Source organism: Pseudomonas sp. CH235 (assembly GCF_004368175.1).
In the GTDB taxonomy this organism is placed as follows: domain Bacteria; phylum Pseudomonadota; class Gammaproteobacteria; order Pseudomonadales; family Pseudomonadaceae; genus Aquipseudomonas; species Aquipseudomonas paraglycinae.
The window spans coordinates 70010-88293 of the sequence record NZ_RRZJ01000006.1; the positions used below are offsets into that span (position 1 = coordinate 70010).

The window sequence follows — 18284 nt, forward strand, 5'->3', positions numbered from 1 at the left end:
GACAATGGACCTATGAAATTGGTCATCAATGGCTCTTACAACAGACCAATAGCCTGCCTACGATGCAGCCATTCGCCAAGGAAATTTTCTCCATGTACACGCCCCGCGCCTTTGCCATCGACGACCTGTCCCAACTGCACGAACTGATCCTCGCCACCCGCCTCGCCATTCTGGTGACCCATGGCGAACAAGGCTTGCAGGCCAGCCACGTGCCGGTGCTGCTGCATCGCGAACAAGGTCCGAACGGTACGCTGTACGGGCATCTGGCCAAGGCCAATCCGCAGTGGAAAGACCTGCGCGACGGCGCCGAAGCGATGCTGATTTTTCCCGGTGCCGATGCCTACGTCAGCCCGGGTTTTTACCCGAGCAAGGCCGAGCACGGCAAAGTCGTGCCGACCTGGAACTACGTTGCCGTGCACGCCTACGGTCACGCCGAAACCTTCAGCGACGGTGGTCGCCTGCTGGACATCGTCAGCACCCTCACCAACCGCCATGAGGCCGGCCGCGCCCAGCCCTGGTCGGTTGACGATGCCCCGGCCGATTACATCGACGGCATGCTCAAGGCCATCGTCGGGTTCGCCATTCCGATCGATCGCCTCGAAGGCAAGCGCAAGCTCAGCCAGAACCGCAGCGCCGAAGACATCGCCGGCGTGCGCGAAGGCCTGGCTGCCAGCTCCGACATCAACGATCAAACCCTCGCTCACTTGATGCGTTAAGGAAATCACCATGAGTCAGATCGACATCCGTCCGGTCAGCGCCGTCGATCACGCGGCCTGGCTGCCGCTGTGGCAGGCCTACCTGCGCTTCTACAACACTGAATTGCCGGACGCCGTCAGCCAGAGCACCTGGCAGCGTTTTCTCGACCCGAACGAACCGACCCACGCCGCCCTCGCCTGGGCCGATGGCAAAGCGGTGGGCATGGTGCATTTCATCTACCATCGTTCGAACTGGAGCATCGAAAACTCCTGCTACCTGCAAGACCTGCTGGTGGAGCCGCAAACCCGTGGCACCGGCGTCGGTCGCCTGCTGATCGAACACGTGTACGCCACGGCCAAGGCCGACGGTTGCTGCAAGGTGCACTGGCTGACCCACGAAACCAACGCCACGGCGATCCAGCTCTACGAGCGCATCGCCGAGCGCCCGGGTTTCATCCAGTTTCGCAAAGCCATTTAAGGAGCCACGCGCATGACGATTTCTCTCGCTGACTGGAAAGGCGTGCCGCCACCCTCCACCACCCTGATCGAAGGCCGCTTCATCCGCCTGGAAAAACTCGACCCGGCACGCCACGGCGACGACCTGTTCAACGCCCTGCAAGGCCCCGGCGCCGACCCGAAACTCTGGGATTACTTGCCCTACGGCCCGTTCCCGGAACGCAGCGCCTTCAATGACTGGCTGAACAACCACGCCGCCCACAGCGACCCGTATTTTTTCAGCGTCATCGACCGCGCCAGCGGCCAGGTGCAAGGCATCCTCAGCCTGATGTCGATCGTCCCGGCACAGGGCCGCATCGAAATCGGCCACGTCACCTTCGGCGCCCCGATGCAGCGCTCGCCGAAAAGCACCGAGGCGGTCTACCTGCTGGCCAAAGAATCCTTCGCCCTCGGCTACCGCCGCCTCGAATGGAAATGCAACAACGGCAACGCCCGTTCCAAATACGCGGCCGAGCGTTTGGGCTTCAGCTTCGAAGGTGTGTTTCGCCAGCACATGGTTGTGAAAGGCCAGAACCGCGACACCGCGTGGTACTCGATTCTGGACTCGGAATGGCCGGCGATTGCGGCGGGGTTCGAGCGCTGGTTGAGCGATGAGAATCAGACGGCGGATGGGCAGGTGAAGGGGTTGGTTGAGTGCCGCGGTTGAACCAGTGAACGTAAAAGAGCGCAGCCTGTGTCATCTCGTTCAAGCGATGTCCAAGGCTGCGATTTCGACTCTTCGCCACCGTCGGATCTGCAATGAATTGCAGATGAACGTCCAAATCTGAGGCCTGAACTGCAAAAGAATGCACATAGTCCGTACATCATTCTGTAAAAACCCTCCGCTATACAGGACGCCCCGCTTATAACAAAAAGGACGCCCGCCCCATGCCCTTGCCGCCCCTGCGCCTGTCGTTTGCCATTGCCCTGTTGATCGCAACCAGCGCCGCCCACGGCAAGACCGTGCAGATCGACACCGCCACCACTGCAGCGCAGACACTGGGCGGCAGCGATACGCTGACCATTTCGGCGCCGGGCAGCATCACCAACAGTGGCAAGGCAGTGAGCCTGAAGGACAAGACCAGCGGGGCCGGTGTGATCATCGACAACGCCGGCAAGATCATCTCCTCCGGTGGCCGTGCCATCGACAGCAGCGGCGACCTGACCCAGGCGCGAAACTACGCCATCTATAACCGCAGCGGCGGGCAGATTCTCGGCTCCAACGACGCGATTCGCATCGACAGCAACTTCGTCAGCGGCAGCCTGCTGATCGACAACAGCGGCACCATTCGCTCGACCACAGGCCAAGGCCTGGATCTGGATGCGTTGCGCAGCGACGGGGTCAAAACCACGATCATCAACCGCGCGGGCGGGCTGATTCGTGGCGACGCCAGCGACGGCATGAAAACCGGCGCCAACGCGACCATCAGCAACTACGGCGAGATCTCCACCGGTGACTCGCACAACGCCGACCAGAAGTTCGACGGCATCGATATCGACACCGCGACCGGTGTCAGCGTGACCAACTACGGCGTGATTTCGGGCGGGCGCCATGGCATCACCACCGACCTGGGAGCGACGCTGGTCAACTACGGGCAAATCACCGGGCGCAACGGCTCCGGTTTCGGTTCCGATGGCGACGGCACGGTGATCAACCACGGCACCATCACTGGCGCCTATTCCGGGTTGCAAGCCAATGGCGACGGCGACGGCGTGGACATCGACAAGATTGCCCACATCGAAAACTACGGCACCATTCAGGGCGTCGGCGCCGGTGGTGTGGACAAGGGTGGTTTCGCCAATGGCAGCGAAGGCATTGCGCTCGGCGGCGGGTACATTCTTAACGCCAAGGACGCGCTGATCAGCGGCGCCAACAGCGCGATTCTGGTGGACGACGGCAGCGGCGGTTCAGGACTGGCGGCCACCACGCTGGAGAACTACGGCACCATCCAGGGTCTCGACGGTTTCGGCGTGAAGTTCGTCGGTGAGTTCGCCGACAACGTGATCAACGGCGGCACCATCAGCGGCAGCAACGGGCTGGCGCTGGATCTGGGCGGCGGCAATGACAGCCTGACCCTGCGCAACGGCAGCCGCTTTGTCGGCGTGGTCGATGGCGGCAGCGGTTATGACCGCGTGGTGATGGACGATGCGGCGGGCGGCAGCTTCGGTGCGAGCCGCAACCTTGAATGGCTGGAAGTCAAACAAGGTGCCTGGACGCTCACCGGCAGCGGCGACTTCAGCGACGGTGGTGCCGTGCGCAACGGCGCCACGCTGATCAACCAGGGCGGTATCGCCGGCAACCTGACCGTGGACGTCGGTGGTGTGTATGCGGGTGGCGGTTCGGTAGGCAACCTCAACGTCAATGGCACGTTGCGCACCGACACCCGCCTCGGCACCGCGGCCATCGTGCACGACTTGAACATGGGCAGCGCATCCACCCTCGCTTATGGCGTCAATGCCGATGGCAGCAGCGCGCCGGTCCAGGTCGGCGGCACGGCCAACCTCAACGGCGCAACGCTGGCGGTCAATCCCGGCAGCGGCACTTATCCGTGGCAGAGCCATTACACAGTGCTGCAGGCAGCGCGGGTCAACGGCACGTTCGGCGCGGTCACCAGCGACTACGCGTTCCTCACGCCGACCCTCGCTTACACGCCAACGCAGGTCGACCTGACTTACACCCGCAATGACGTGGCGTTCAATGAATTCGCCGCCACCGGCAACGGCAGCAATGCCGCCAACAGCCTGGCCTCGATCGGCAAGAACAATGCGCTGTACAACGCCCTGCTCAACACCACGCAATCCAGCGCGGGCGCAGCCATCGAGCAACTGGCCGGCGCCAGCAACGCCAATCTGACCAGCGCCACCCTCGGCGCCAGCAGCCAGGTCGGCAGCAGCATGCTCTCGGCGATGCAGCAAATGGGCGGCAGCCCAGGCTTGATGGTCGGCCTCGATCAGCGTGATACGCCGATCCTCGCCGCCAACGGCGTACCGTCCGAAGCACGAAACCTGAACGATCCGAACGCCCGGGGCCGGCTCTGGCTGCAGGCCATTGGCGGCTACGGCAAGCTAGATGGCGAACACGGCAGCAGCGGTCTGGAACAACGCACCAAGGGCAGCGTGCTCGGTGCCGACTGGTCACTGAATCCACAATGGCGTCTGGGCGTGCTCGGCGGCTATTCGAAGACTGACCTGGACGCCACCGGCTTCGACGGCAATGTCGAGAGCTGGCACGCCGGCGTTTATGCGCTGCATCAAAACGGTCCGATCGCCTTGCGCTTGGGCGCGGCGTACAGCGGTCATCAGGGCGAAAGCAAACGCACCATCGCGTTCAATGGTTTCAGCGATCGCCCCAAGGGTGATTACGACGCCGACAGCCAGCAAGCGTTCGCCGAACTCGGCTACGCCATGGGCAGCGGCCGACTCAGCGCCGAACCGTTCGCCAGCCTCGGCTACCAGCGCTATCACCGCGACCGCTATCAGGAAAAGGGTGGCGCCGCGGCCTTGCAGGTCGACAGTCAGACCCAGGACAACTTCAGCAGCACCTTCGGCCTGCGCTTGGCGCACCTCAGCTCGCTGGACAATGGCATGAGCCTGACCCCGCGGATGGCCGCCGGCTGGAAGCACACCTACGGCGATGTCAGCAGCTCGACCCGTCAGGCATTTGTGGTCGGTGGCACGGCGTTCAGCGTCGATGGCAGCTCGCTGGATCGCGACAGCCTCGTACTCGAAGCAGGGCTGGATCTTGGCATTTCCGCGCGGCATACGCTGGGGCTGGGATACAGCGGCGAGATTGGTAGCAACAGCCGTAATCACGGGTTGATCGGGCAGTGGCAGATGAGTTTTTGAGATTTCGCCAATCCGGATTTCAGCGGGAGTTGTAGGTAAAGGCGTCTGGTCGATCGGGTAATCATGGCGGGTTCATTACCTGCCAGCGCCCGGGCTACAAAAGCAGACGCCATCACCTGCATCCGACTCGGAATTGCCCGGCATCGGTGGACCGGCATCGACTTTTACAGTTTGGCCTCATTTCACATGAGACGAACTGAATGCCCATTCAATGCAAATACAAGCTTCAACATCTTGTGCTGGCGGTTGCGCTGGCAGTCGGTTGCGTGGAATTTTCTCTGGCGGAGCAGTCGGAGCCCGATGCGCCCGTCATGGACGAAGTGAAACCCAAGCCTGCGCGCAAGAAGAAAGAAAAACCTGCTCCGCCCAGTCTCGCTCCAGAGCCACTGCTTGCAGAAAGTATCGCTCCGACGCCAGAAACATTTCCGGTCAGCACTGAGATTCCAGCGGCACCCCTTCCTGCACCCGATGACATTCCCTCCGAGAAGGTCGCCACGACGCAAAGCGGCAGCGCACTCAAAGAAAGCCTGGAAAAACCAGCGCCCTTACCGGAATCGGTTCTGGCCGAAACGTCCGCATCTCAACAAACCCAAGTGGTAGACCAGCCGCCGTCAACGGATTCCCCTCTACCTCCGGGAAACGCAGCCATCGAAGCCCTGCTCGCTGCCGACGAAACTACGGCCGCCCTCGCCTACGATCAACTGGCCGGCGGCAGCAACGCCAACCTCGCCAAGGCCACCTTGAGCAGCGTCACACCGGTCAGCGCCAGCCTGCTGTCGGCCATGCACCAGCTCGATAACCTGCATGAAAACCAGCCAAACGCACCGCGCCACGCGGCCGGAAACGCCGAGAGTGGCAGGGTCTGGCTGCAGGCCCTCGGCCACAGCGGGAAACTGGATCGCGATGTGGAGCCCATGCAGCATTCCACCAAAGGACTGCTGCTCGGTGCGGACTGGCGGCTCGACGAAGAATGGCGACTGGGCTTGATGGGCGGCACCTCTGGCACGCGCATGGACAGCAAGGAGCTGGACGGCGATCTCGACAGTTGGCACCTCGGCGCCTACGCCTTGCGCCAGACCGGCCCGCTGTCACTTCGGTTAGGCGCAGCCTGGAGCAACCATGAAGGCAGTACCCGCCGCAAAGTCGCGTTCGGCCGTTTCCATGACCGACTCAAAGGCGACTACCAAGCCAGCACCCAGCAAGCGTTTATCGAGTCGGGACACAACCTGGGTCGGGCCAACGTCAGCATCGAGCCATTTGCCAGCCTCGGTTACCAACGCTACCAGCGCGACGGCTACACCGAGAAAGGCGGAGCGGCGGCGCTCAAGGTTCACGCTCAATCCCAAGGCAACTTCAACACCACCGTCGGCCTGCGCATGGCGAAAGTCAGCACGCTGGATAACGGCATGCGCCTCACGCCACGACTCAGCGCGGGGTGGAAACACGTTTATGGCGAGACCTACACCAGCACCCGGCAACGTCTGGTCACCGGCGGCCATGACTACACCGTCTACGGCGCGGAGCTGGATCGCAACAGCCTGACGCTCGACACCGGGCTGGATCTGGCCGTCTCGTCCAGCCACACACTCGGTGTTGGCTTGTCGGGTGAGATCGGTAGCGACAGCCGAAACCACGGCGTATCGGGGCAGTGGCGAATGGCGTTCTAAGTCCGGACGGGTTGCTGCCGCACGGTGCGGCAGCACTTTGAAAGCAAAAAAAAGGGGAGCACATGCCCCCCCGAGGTTTAAAGCGTTGTATCGATGCTGTTATCTCAGCCTTCGATCTCGATCAGGATTTCGCCCGGGTTCACCCGGTCGCCCTTGGCGACATGAATGGCGGTGACCTTGCCGGCAATCGCCGCCTGGACTTCGGTCTCCATCTTCATCGCTTCGGTGATCAGCACAGCCTGGCCCGCCTTGACGGTGTCGCCTTCCTTGACCAGCACATCGACGATGTTGCCCGGCATGGTGGTGCTGACGTGGCCCGGGGCCGAAGCCTGCTTGCGCTTGCTGCTGCCGCCGCCGACGAATTCGTTGAGCGGCTCGAACACCACTTCTTCCGGCATGCCGTCGATGGACAGGTAGAAGTGACGCTTGCCCTCAGCCTTGACGCCGACACCGGTGATGTCCACGCGGTAGGTTTCGCCATGCACGTCGATGACGAACTCGGTCGGTACGCCTTCGCCGCCGGCCGAAGCCACCTTGCCCGCTTCCGGGATCGGCAGCAGCACTTCCGGAGTGAGGGTGCCGGCGGCACGCTCTTCGAGGAACTTGCGACCGATGTCCGGGAACATGGCGAATGTCAGCACGTCTTCTTCGGACTTGGCCAGTGCGCCGATATCGGCACGCAGCTTGGTCATTTCCGGCTTGAGCAGATCGGCCGGACGTACGTCGATCACCTCTTCGCTGCCGATGGCCTGGCGACGCAGCTTCTCGTTCACGGTGCCCGGCGCCTTGCCGTAGCCGCCTTGCAGGTAGAGCTTCACCTCGTTGGTAATGGTCTTGTAGCGCTCGCCGGCCAGCACGTTGAAGAACGCCTGGGTGCCGACGATCTGCGAAGTCGGGGTCACCAGCGGCGGGAAGCCAAGGTCTTCACGCACGCGCGGAATCTCCGCCAGCACTTCGCCCATGCGGTTCAGAGCGCCCTGCTCTTTCAACTGGTTGGCCAGGTTGGAAATCATCCCGCCCGGCACCTGGTTCACTTGAACACGGGTATCGACGGCGGTGAATTCGCTTTCAAACTGGTGGTACTTCTTGCGCACGGCGTAGAAGTACAGGCCGATTTCCTGCAACAGCTCCAGGTTCAGACCGGTATCGAACTCGGTGCCTTTGAGTGCAGCGACCATCGATTCGGTGCCAGGGTGGCTGGTGCCCGAAGCGAAGCTGGAGATGGCGGTGTCGATGTGGTCGGCACCGTTTTCAATTGCCTTGAGCTGGCACATGGCTGCCAGGCCGGCGGTGTCGTGGGAGTGGATAAACACTGGCAGCGACTGCTCGGCTTTCAGTGCACGCACCAGCTCACCGGTCGCGTATGGGGTCAGCAGACCGGCCATGTCCTTGATCGCCACCGAGTCGCAACCCATGGCTTCCATTTGCTTGGCCTGGGCGACGAACGCGTCGATGGTATGCACCGGGCTGGTGGTGTAGGCGATGGTGCCCTGGGCGTGTTTGCCGGCAGCCTTCACCGCTTCGATCGCCACGCGCAGGTTACGCACGTCGTTCATCGCGTCGAAGATGCGGAACACGTCGATGCCGTTGACTGCGGCCTTGGCGACGAACGCTTTGACCACGTCATCGCTGTAGTGGCGGTAGCCCAGCAGGTTCTGGCCGCGCAGGAGCATTTGCAGGCGGGTGTTGGGCAACGCAGCGCGCAGTTGGCGCAGACGCTCCCACGGGTCTTCTTTCAGGAAACGCACGCAAGCGTCGAAGGTCGCGCCGCCCCAGCATTCCAGCGACCAGTAGCCGACTTTGTCGAGCTTGTCGCAGATCGGCAGCATGTCTTCGGTGCGCATGCGGGTGGCGAGCAGCGATTGGTGAGCGTCGCGCAGGATGGTGTCGGTTACGAAAATCTTTTTAGTCATTGTTCTATTCCTCACAGGCCTGCGTGGGCGGCGATGGCGGCGGCGATGGCCAGGGCCAGCTCTTCGGGTTTGCGCTTGATCGAGTAGTTGGTCAGTTCAGGGTGGCTTTCAACGAAGCTGGTATTGAACTGGCCGCTACGGAATTCCGGGTTGCGCAGGATTTCCTGGTAATACGCGGCGGTGGTCTTCACGCCTTGCAGACGCATGTCGTCGAGGGCGCGCAGGCCACGGTCCATCGCCTCTTCCCAAGTCAGCGCCCACACCACTAATTTCAGGCACATCGAGTCGTAGAACGGCGGGATGGTGTAGCCGGTGTAGATCGCCGTGTCGGTACGCACTCCAGGGCCGCCGGGGGCGTAGTAGCGCGTGATCTTGCCGAAGCTCGGCAGGAAGTTGTTTTTCGGGTCTTCGGCGTTGATCCGGAATTGCAGGGCAAAACCGCGGTGCTGGATGTCCTCCTGCTTCACCGACAGCGGCAGGCCGGAGGCGATGCGGATCTGTTCGCGGACGATGTCGATCCCGGTGATTTCTTCGGTGATGGTGTGTTCCACCTGCACCCGAGTGTTCATCTCCATGAAGTACACCTCGCCCTCGGCGAGCAGGAACTCCACGGTGCCGGCGTTCTCGTAGCCCACGGCCTTGGCTGCACGCACCGACAGGTCGCCGATGTAGGCGCGCTGTTCCGGGGTCAGTTGCGGGCTCGGGGCGATTTCGATCAGCTTCTGGTTGCGGCGCTGGATCGAGCAGTCACGTTCGAACAGATGCACGACGTTGCCGAAGCTGTCGCCGAGGATCTGCGCTTCGATGTGCTTCGGATTGACGATGCATTTTTCCAGGAACACTTCCGCCGAACCGAAGGCCTTGGTGGCTTCGGAAATGACCCGGGGGAAATTCTGTTCGAGTTCTTCGCGGCTGTTGCAGCGACGGATACCGCGACCGCCACCACCGGAAGTGGCCTTGAGCATCACCGGGTAACCGATGCGGTCGCCCTCGCTCAATGCTTCCTCGATGCCCGAAACGTTGCCTTCGGTGCCCGGCGTGACCGGTACGCCGGCCTTGATCATGCTGCGGCGCGCTTCGGTCTTGTCGCCCATGCGGCGGATGACTTCCGCCGACGGGCCGATGAATTTGATTCCGCGTTCGGCGCAGATGTCTGCCAGCTCGGCGTTTTCCGAGAGGAAACCGTAGCCGGGGTGCAGCGCATCGCAGCCGGTTTCCACGGCCAGGTTCACCAGCTTGCGCGGGTTCAGGTAACCGGCCAGCGGCTCGGCACCAATGCTGTGGGCCTCGTCCGCACGCTTCACATGCAAGGCATGCCGGTCGGCGTCGGAATAGATCGCGACCGAACGGATGCCCATCTCGGCGCAGGCACGCACGATTCGTACGGCAATCTCACCACGGTTGGCGATCAGGATCTTTGTTATCACTTGGAGGTTCCCTTGAGCCGGTGGCACCACGACCTGCTAGACCCAGGTCGGCACGTGACCAAATGTTTCAATCTGGTCTCGGCTCCACACTAGCGCTGACAAGGGATTAACAAAAATGAATAAAAATTGGGTCAGGCATAAGTAAAGACTTATAGTCAGTGCATCAGCCAATGGCCAGAGTCAGTAGAAAATGCGTAAGTCCCTGATGCGTATGACATTGCGTCAATTGCAGATCTTCAACGAAGTGTGCGATTTGCGCTCCTACAGCCGTGCCGCCGAGGAAATGTCGCTCACACAACCGGCCGTCAGCCTACAGATTCGTCAGCTCGAAGAGCTGATCGGCCAGCCATTATTCGATTACGTGGGCAAAAAACTCTACATGACCGAAGCGGCCGAAGCACTTCAGCGCGCCAGCCGGGATATCTTCGGCCGGTTGGAAAACCTCGACATGCAGCTCTCGGACATGCAGGGCTCGCTGCAGGGCCAGTTGAAGCTGGCGGTGGAATCCAGCGCCAAATACTTCGTGCCGCATCTGTTCGCGGCGTTCAAGCGTCAGCATCCGGAAGTAAATCTGCAACTGACGGTGGTCAACCGTGGCCAGGTGATTCGCCGCCTCTCCGACAACCGCGACGATCTGGTGATCATGTCGATGGTGCCGCAGGACATGGGTCTGGAATTCCTGCCGTTCCTCAACAACCCGATCGTCGCCGTGGCGCGGCCGGATCATCCGCTGGCACACATGGGTCCGCTGCGTTTGCAGGACCTTGAGCCGTACACCCTGCTGATCCGCGAACCCGGCTCGGGCACGCGACTGGCCTGCGAGGAGTATTTCAAGGAGAAGCGCGTGCACTTCACCCAGACCCAGGAAGTGGCGTCGGCCGAAGCCCAGCGTGAATGCGTGGTAGCGGGTCTGGGCCTGGCGCTGTTGACGCGCCACGCCCTGAACCTGGAGCTGGCGACCGGCGGCCTGGTCGAGCTGCCGGTCGAAGAATTGCCGCTGTTTCGCAGCTGGTGCCTGGTGCAAGCCAAAGCCAAGCGGCTGTCACCGGTGGCGCACGCCTTCCTGGCGTTTATCCGCAGCGAACGGGTGCAGATCAGCGCGCTGGTTGAGCGCTTCGACGGGAAGCTGCCGGCGCTGCCTGCCAGTGATTGATGTCCTCGGGAAAATCGCCGATTTCGGCCTGAAGCTGGCGAAGTTCGAAGCGATCTTCGATGGCGCGGCGAAACTCCATGCGGCGCTGGTCTTCCTGCTGACGACGGGTTTTCGCGGCGCTGTTGCGTTCTTCGTAAGGCTGAGCCATTTCGAGTCTCCCAAGGCGTTTACGGGAGTTTCACGATAGGCGCGGTGGATGACGATTTGGCTGCGTCGGGGTTACAGGCAGATGAAGATTGCCATCACCCCACGACAATCAGTCATCCAGCGCTTTCACCGATTTTGGCGACAGCCGCAAGCTGCGCAGGCTGCGCTTGACGCTCTTGAGGTGGTTGACCAGGCTCGGCCCGCGCGCCATGGCCACGCCCATCGCCAGTACGTCGATCACCACCAGGTGAGCGATACGCGAGGTCAGCGGCGTGTAGATTTCGGTGTCTTCGTGAACGTCGATCGCCAGGTTGACGGTCGACAGCTCGGCCAGCGGTGTCTGGCTCGGGCACAAGGTGATCAGCGACGCACCGCTCTCGCGAACGAGGTTGGCGGTGATCAGCAAGTCTTTGGAACGGCCGGACTGGGAAATGCAGATCGCCACGTCTGTCGGCTTCAGCGTCACCGCCGACATCGCCTGCATATGCGGGTCGGAATACGCCGCGGCGGTCAGCAGCAGACGGAAGAACTTGTGCTGCGCATCCGCCGCCACCGCGCCCGACGCACCGAAACCGTAGAACTCGACGCGCTGGGCCTGGGACATCAGCGTCACCGCGCGTTGCAGCTCCAGAGGATCGAGCTTCTCGCGAACCTCCATCAGCGTGTGCAACGTGGTGTCGAAAATCTTCAGGCTGTAGTCGGCGACGGAGTCGTCTTCATGGATCGCGAACTGACCGAAGCTGGCGCCGGCCGCGAGGCTTTGCGCGAGCTTGAGTTTCAGATCCTGAAAACCGGAACAACCGATGGCCCGGCAGAAGCGCACGATGGTCGGCTCGCTGATGCCGACGCTGTGAGCCAGGTCGGCCATGGAACTGTGCATCACTGCCGCAGGGTCAAGCAGCACGTGGTCGGCGACCTTGAGCTCCGACTTGCGTAACAGGTGACGTGACTGGGCGATGTGTTGCAGCAGATTCAAGGGGCTGGACTCTTGTTATGGAAAGATGTGCTTTGGCCAGATGCCGGGGATGTAGCAAGTTTGTAGTTATACTACATGAATCGGCTTTTTGCCTGCTCAATGCGTAACTCGATCCCCCCGGATCAGGCGACATGCGCTGCATGTAGCCCTTTACAGCGGTTTTTCCTGTTCACGCAGCAACGCGGCAAGGCCGACCGCCTCCACCGGACGGCTGATCAGATAGCCCTGCACCTCGTCGCAACCTTCAGCTTTCAGAAACGCCAGCTGCTCGGATCGCTCGACACCTTCGGCGACAACTTTCAGTGACAGCCCGTGAGCCATCGCAATGATCGCCCGGGTGATCGCCGCGTCCTCGCTGCCCTCGCCCAACCCGCGAATAAAGGCCTGATCGATCTTCACGTAGTCCACCGGAATCCGCTTCAGATAGCTCAGCGATGAATAGCCGGTGCCGAAATCGTCGATCGCCAGTTTCACCCCCAGATCCCGCAACTGCTGGAACGTGGCGATGATGTGTTCGACGCTGTCGAGCAGCTGGCTTTCGGTCAGTTCCAGTTCGAGGTAGTGCGGTGCCAGGCCGGTTTCCTCCAGCACCTGACGCACCAGACTGACCAGTTTGCCCTGGCGCAGTTGATGCACCGACAGGTTCACCGAAACCCGGATCGGCGCCAGCCCCTGACGCTGCCATTCACACGCCTGCCAGCAGGCCTGACGCAGGACGAATTCGCCGATCGGCCCGATCAGCCCTGTTTCTTCGGCCAGACCGATGAAATCCCCCGGCGGTACCCGGCCCATGGTCGGGTGATCCCAGCGCACCAGCGCTTCCGCCGCGTTGAGACGCCCGGTCGCCAGGCACAGTTTCGGTTGATAGAAGACGTTGAGCTGCTTTTCCTCGATGGCTTTGCGCAGCTGGTTTTCCAGTTGCAGGCGCTCCAGCGTGCTGGCCTGCAGACTGTCGGTGTAGAACTGGAAGTTGTTGCCACCCAGGTGTTTGGCATGTTGCATGGCCATATTCGACTGGCTGACCAGCGCGGAAATCTCCCGGGCGTTGTCCGGCAGCATGCTGATGCCCATCGAGGCGCTGACTACCAGCTCATGCCCTTCCACGGTCAACGGCAGGCGCAGCTTGCTCGACAGTCGCGTGGCGACCCGCGCCAGGCTCGACAGGTTGCCGTAGGCGTCGAACAGTACCGCGAACTCATCGCCGGACAGCCGGGCGATGGTGTCGGCTTCCGGCAGAGCATTGACCAGCCGCCGCGACATCTTTTGCAGCAACTGGTCGGCGATCTCATGACCGAGGCTGTCGTTGAGCAGCTTGAAGCGATCCAGATTGATATGCAGCAGCGCCAGACTCCGGCGCCCGCCCTGCCGCACGCGCTGATGGGCTTCGTGCAGGCGTTCGCGGAACAGCGAGCGGTTGGCCAGACCCGTGAGTTCGTCGTAGTGGGTCAGGTAGCGCATGCGCTCTTCGGATTCGCGGCGCGCCGACAGATCGGCGAAGAAGCCGACGATATGACTGACATTTCCCCGACTGTCGCGCACGGCATTCAATTGCAGCCATTGCGGATACAGCTCGCCGTTCTTGCGGGTTTCCACCAATTCGCCCTGCCAACTGCCGTGCTGCTCCAGCGCGTGGCGGATCGCGACGTAGTGTCGACGGGCGTCGCGGCTGCACGGCAGTTCGACGACGTTGCGCCCGAGCATGTCGTCGATGTCATACCCGGTGACCCGGCTGAAGGCCTGGTTGATGGCGATCAGCGAATAATTCGGGTCGAGAATCACGATGCCTTCGCTGGCGGCCTCGAACACCGTCGCCGCCAATTGCTGTTGGGCTTCCAGGCTTTTGCTGACGCTGATGTCACGGCGGGTGCCGACCATGCGGATGACCCGCCCGTTGTCGTCGCGCTCCACCGCTCGCCCACGGTCTTCGATCCAGACCCAGTGGCCGTCGCCGTGGCGCACGCGGTACTCGATCTGATAATCCTCGGTGCGCCCCTTCAAGTGCTCAATCAGTGCTCGTTTGAGCGGTGGCACATCTTCCGGGTGCAGGCGTGGCCGCAGATGCCTGAGCAGCCCGGTGACGTATTCCGGGTCAAGGCCAAACAATTCCTGAATCTGCGTGTGGTGAACTTCGTCGGTCTGCAGGTTCCAGTCCCACAGCCCCAGCTCACTGGCTTTCAACGCCAGGGCCAGGCGCGCCTCGCTTTTGCTCAAAGCCTGGTTGGCGACGTCCAGTTCCCGGCTGCGCTGGGCGACCCGGTCCTCCAGTTCAACTTGGGCTTCACGCAGTTTGCCCTCGGCGCAGCGCCGGTGTTCGATTTCCTTCGCCAGCTCCTGATTGAGCTGTTCGCTGCGGGTTTGCGCTTGTTGCAGGTGTTCGATCAGGTGCTGGTTCTGGAAGCGCCGCAGCAAACCGCGATCGATCAGCCGATTGACCTGCCACGCCACCACGCTCAGGGAGCCGAGCAGAATCAGCCCGAGCCAGCCCCAGCCGCGCGCCAGTTCGTCACCGCCCCAGAACAGATAACCGATGGCCGGCAGCAGGCACGGCAAGGTAAAGGAGAGAAAGGCCGGAATGCTCACGGCGTAGGCCACGCTGGCCGACAGGGTCGCGGCACCGATCAGGCCGAACACCCAGGCTTGCTGCATGAAGTTGTCGGCGGGGACCAACGCGATGCCGGCACCGGCCAGGGTCAGGCCGGTCATGGTCGAGCCGAGCAGGAACATCCGCCCCCAGATCGGCTGGGCCTGGCGATCGGGAATCGCCGAATCGAAGGCCGCGACCTGAATCACCCGCAACGCCACCAGCGACAGCAGCCACACCAGCCAGACGCTGACCACGAAGTAACGCTGCGGACTCCAGAGCAGACCGGCGCAGACCAGACCATTGATCAACATGAACAGGGTTGGCAACAGCGAACCCTGATAAAGAAGGCGCGTGCGCTCGACCGCCATCTGGGTGGCGTAAAGCTTGCGGATCACCCGAGGCTCCACGGAGGGGCCCGACAGGTCGAAGCTGAGGGTCATAGGCAACGTTCTTGTTCTTATAAGTGTGAGCATGCGCCCGGAAACGTGGACGGAGCATACACAAGCCGAACCACTTGCCAAACTGCCCCAGATCATAATTTCACCGAAACTTTTCAGCCTCCCGACACCCGCAAAAGCCCCCAAGCGAGGCGGGCCAACGCCTGTAGCCGGTGACCGACCGGTCGTCATCGGCAGGACTTTCATCGGCTAATGCAAAGCTCGGTTTGCCCGGGCCTGCGGCGCACCCTAGAATGCCCCGATGCGCGATGATCTCTCCCTTCTGCTGAACTCCCTCAACGATGCCCAACGCCAGGCCGTAGCGGCTCCCGTTGGTCGTCAATTGGTCCTGGCCGGTGCCGGCTCCGGCAAAACCCGAGTGCTGGTGCACCGTATCGCCTGGTTGATCCAGGTCGAAAACGCCTCGCCCCACTCGATTCTGTCGGTGACCTTCACCAATAAAGCCGCTGCCGAGATGCGTCACCGCATCGAGCAATTGCTGGGCATCAACCCGGCCGGCATGTGGGTTGGTACCTTCCACGGCCTGGCGCACCGCCTGTTGCGGGCGCACTGGCAGGAAGCCGGGCTGAGCCAGACCTTTCAGATTCTCGACAGCGACGACCAGCAACGACTGGTCAAGCGGGTGATCCGCGAGCTGGGGCTGGACGAGCAACGCTGGCCGGCCCGTCAGGCCCAGTGGTTCATCAACGGGCAGAAAGACGAAGGTCTGCGTCCGCAACACATTCAGGCCAGCGGCGATCTGTTCCTTGCCACCATGCGCGGCATTTATGAGGCTTACGAGGCGGCGTGCCAGCGTGCCGGCGTCATCGACTTCTCCGAGCTGCTGCTGCGCGCCCTCGATCTGTGGCGCGACCATCCGGGCCTGCTGGCGCACTACCAGAAGCGTTTCCGACACATTCTGGTGGACGAATTCCAGGACACCAACGCCGTGCAGTACGCCTGGTTGCGTCTGCTGGGCAAGGGCGGCGACAGCCTGATGGTGGTCGGCGACGACGACCAGTCGATCTACGGCTGGCGCGGCGCGAAAATCGAGAACATCCACCAGTACTCTTCTGACTTTCCGGATTCGGTGACCATCCGTCTGGAGCAGAACTACCGCTCCACGGCCGGCATCCTGAAGGCCGCCAACGCCCTGATCGCCAACAACACCGGACGTCTCGGCAAAGAGCTGTGGACCGACGGCGGCGATGGCGAAGCGATCAATCTTTACGCCGCCTTCAACGAACACGATGAAGCACGCTACGTTGTCGAAACCATCGAAAGCGCGCTGAAAACCGGCCTGGCTCGCAGCGATATCGCGATTCTCTACCGCTCCAACGCCCAATCGCGCGTTCTGGAAGAAGCCTTGCTGCGCGAACGCATTCCGTACCGCATCTATGGCGGCCAGCGCTTCTTCGAACGGGCGGAAATCAAGAACGCCATGGCTTACCTGCGTTTGCTGGAAGGTCGCGGCAACGATGCGGCCCTGGAGCGGGTGATCAACGTCCCGGCTCGCGGCATCGGCGAGAAAACCGTCGAAGCGATCCGCGACCATGCCCGTCACAGCGATGTGTCGATGTGGGAAGCCATGCGCCAGCTGGTGGCCAACAAGGGTCTGACCGGTCGCGCCGCCGGTGCGCTGGGCGCGTTTATCGAGCTGATCGAAAATCTCGCCGCCAAGTGCGCCGAGATGCCGTTGCACCTGATGACCCAGACCGTTATCGAGCAATCCGGACTGATCGCCTACCACGAAGCGGAAAAAGGCGAGAAAGGCCAGGCCCGGGTGGAAAACCTTGAGGAACTGGTCAGCGCCGCGCGCAACTTCGAGAACACCGAAGAAGACGAAGAGCTGACGCCGCTGGCGGCGTTCCTCGGTCACGCTTCGCTGGAGGCCGGCGACACCCAGGCCGACGAGCACGAAGACAGCATTCAGTTGATGACCCTGCACAGCGCCAAGGGCCTGGAATTCCCTTACGTGTTCCTGGTGGGCATGGAAGAAGGCCTGTTCCCGCACAAGATGAGCCTGGAAGAACCGGGGCGCCTTGAGGAGGAGCGGCGACTGGCCTATGTCGGCATTACCCGGGCGATGCAGAATCTGGTGATGACCTACGCTGAAACCCGACGCCTGTACGGCAGCGAAACCTATAACAAGGTGTCGCGTTTCGTACGGGAAGTACCGAAAGGCCTGATTCAGGAAGTACGCCTGTCCAACAGCGTCAGCCGACCGTTCGGCGGCAACCAGTCGATGGGCGGCAGCAACCTGTTCAGCGGCAGCGAGATTCCGGAAACCGGCCTGAGCCTTGGCCAGGCTGTCCGTCACTCGATCTTCGGCGACGGCGTGATCCTCAATTTCGAGGGCGCCGGCGCCCAGGCGCGGGTGCAGGTGAACTTCGCCGAAGGCAGCAAGTGGCTGATGCTCGGGTACGCGAAGCTGGAAGCCATATAAGTCACCGTTCGTTTCCGCGCCCAACGCGGGAACGGGCACTGGAGGCAACATCGATGGGCTCGGGCTTCTTTTCTTCCTGGACGTTCTGGGCCCTGCTCTCGGCGACTTTCGCCGCGCTGACGGCCATCTTCGCCAAGATCGGCATCGAAAACGTCAACTCCGACTTCGCTACCCTACTGCGCACAATCGTCGTATTGGTCAGTCTGGCCTTGATTTTGTACGCCACGGGCCAATATCAGTCCTTGGGATCGATCTCCGCCAAGAGCTACCTGTTCCTGCTGTTGTCGGGCCTGGGAACCGGCGCTTCGTGGCTGTGCTACTTCCGGGCGTTGAAAGTCGGACCGGCATCGCTGGTCGCCCCGGTGGACAAGCTCAGCGTGGTCTTCGTGGCGGTGCTCGGTGTGATCCTGCTGGGCGAGAAACTCGACCTGCGCCAGTGGGGCGGCATCGGTCTGATCACCGCCGGTGTGGTGATGCTGGCCTTGCGGCGCTGATCCA

13 protein-coding genes are annotated in these 18284 nt (G+C 62.1%); 8 read left to right on the forward strand and 5 right to left on the reverse strand.

Annotated elements, in window-relative coordinates; all coding sequences use genetic code 11:
* Positions 1-92 precede the first annotated feature (92 nt).
* The 5 genes from EIY71_RS08815 (at position 93) to EIY71_RS08835 (ending at position 6703) form a co-directional block, all read left to right on the forward strand.
* Positions 93-716 (forward strand): FMN-binding negative transcriptional regulator, encoded by a 624-nt coding sequence (locus EIY71_RS08815; protein ID WP_134021403.1) that lies wholly within the window; start codon positions 93-95, stop codon positions 714-716.
* A 10-nt stretch (positions 717-726) separates the two neighbouring features.
* Entirely contained in the window at positions 727-1173 is a 447-nt protein-coding gene (locus EIY71_RS08820; RefSeq protein ID WP_085747959.1) for a GNAT family N-acetyltransferase, read from the forward strand.
* A gap of 12 nt (positions 1174-1185) precedes the next feature.
* Positions 1186-1857, forward strand: coding sequence for a GNAT family N-acetyltransferase (locus EIY71_RS08825; protein ID WP_102688441.1), 672 nt, complete (start codon positions 1186-1188; stop codon positions 1855-1857).
* Between the two features lie 221 nt (positions 1858-2078).
* Positions 2079-5036, forward strand: a complete 2958-nt coding sequence (locus EIY71_RS08830; protein ID WP_134021406.1) for an autotransporter domain-containing protein — start codon at positions 2079-2081, stop codon at positions 5034-5036.
* 200 nt (positions 5037-5236) lie between these two features.
* Positions 5237-6703, forward strand: coding sequence for an autotransporter domain-containing protein (locus tag EIY71_RS08835; RefSeq protein ID WP_134021409.1), 1467 nt, complete (start codon positions 5237-5239; stop codon positions 6701-6703).
* Positions 6704-6807: 104 nt separating this feature from the next.
* Here the strand turns inward: EIY71_RS08835 and oadA are convergent, their stop codons facing one another.
* The gene (gene oadA / locus EIY71_RS08840) at positions 6808-8616 is read right to left on the reverse strand and encodes a sodium-extruding oxaloacetate decarboxylase subunit alpha (RefSeq protein ID WP_011336637.1); all 1809 of its coding nucleotides are present in this window, start codon (positions 8614-8616) and stop codon (positions 6808-6810) included.
* A gap of 11 nt (positions 8617-8627) precedes the next feature.
* Positions 8628-10043, reverse strand: coding sequence for an acetyl-CoA carboxylase biotin carboxylase subunit (locus tag EIY71_RS08845; protein WP_007954255.1), 1416 nt, complete (start codon positions 10041-10043; stop codon positions 8628-8630).
* 190 nt (positions 10044-10233) lie between these two features.
* Here EIY71_RS08845 and EIY71_RS08850 point away from each other — a divergent pair, with 190 nt between their 5' ends.
* Complete coding sequence (locus tag EIY71_RS08850) at positions 10234-11196, forward strand: LysR family transcriptional regulator (RefSeq protein ID WP_039765068.1); 963 nt, start codon at positions 10234-10236, stop codon at positions 11194-11196.
* Here EIY71_RS08850 and EIY71_RS08855 read toward each other — a convergent pair.
* From EIY71_RS08855 to EIY71_RS08865, 3 genes are all read right to left on the reverse strand, one after another.
* Positions 11138-11344: a PA3496 family putative envelope integrity protein gene (locus EIY71_RS08855; RefSeq protein ID WP_007954251.1), complete on the reverse strand. Its 207-nt coding sequence runs from the start codon at positions 11342-11344 to the stop codon at positions 11138-11140. The two genes, EIY71_RS08850 and EIY71_RS08855, sit on opposite strands and share 59 nt — an antisense overlap.
* 108 nt (positions 11345-11452) lie before the next feature.
* Complete coding sequence (gene hexR / locus EIY71_RS08860; RefSeq protein WP_007954250.1) at positions 11453-12319, reverse strand: transcriptional regulator HexR; 867 nt, start codon at positions 12317-12319, stop codon at positions 11453-11455.
* A 150-nt stretch (positions 12320-12469) separates the two neighbouring features.
* On the reverse strand, positions 12470-15343 hold the full coding sequence (locus EIY71_RS08865; RefSeq protein ID WP_102687944.1) for a bifunctional diguanylate cyclase/phosphodiesterase: 2874 nt from the start codon (positions 15341-15343) through the stop codon (positions 12470-12472).
* A gap of 259 nt (positions 15344-15602) precedes the next feature.
* Between EIY71_RS08865 and uvrD the strand changes: the two genes are divergently transcribed.
* Positions 15603-17786 (forward strand): DNA helicase II, encoded by a 2184-nt coding sequence (uvrD, locus tag EIY71_RS08870; RefSeq protein ID WP_007954248.1) that lies wholly within the window; start codon positions 15603-15605, stop codon positions 17784-17786.
* Between the two features lie 53 nt (positions 17787-17839).
* Positions 17840-18280, forward strand: a complete 441-nt coding sequence (locus EIY71_RS08875; protein WP_064379739.1) for an EamA family transporter — start codon at positions 17840-17842, stop codon at positions 18278-18280.
* Positions 18281-18284: the final 4 nt, after the last annotated feature.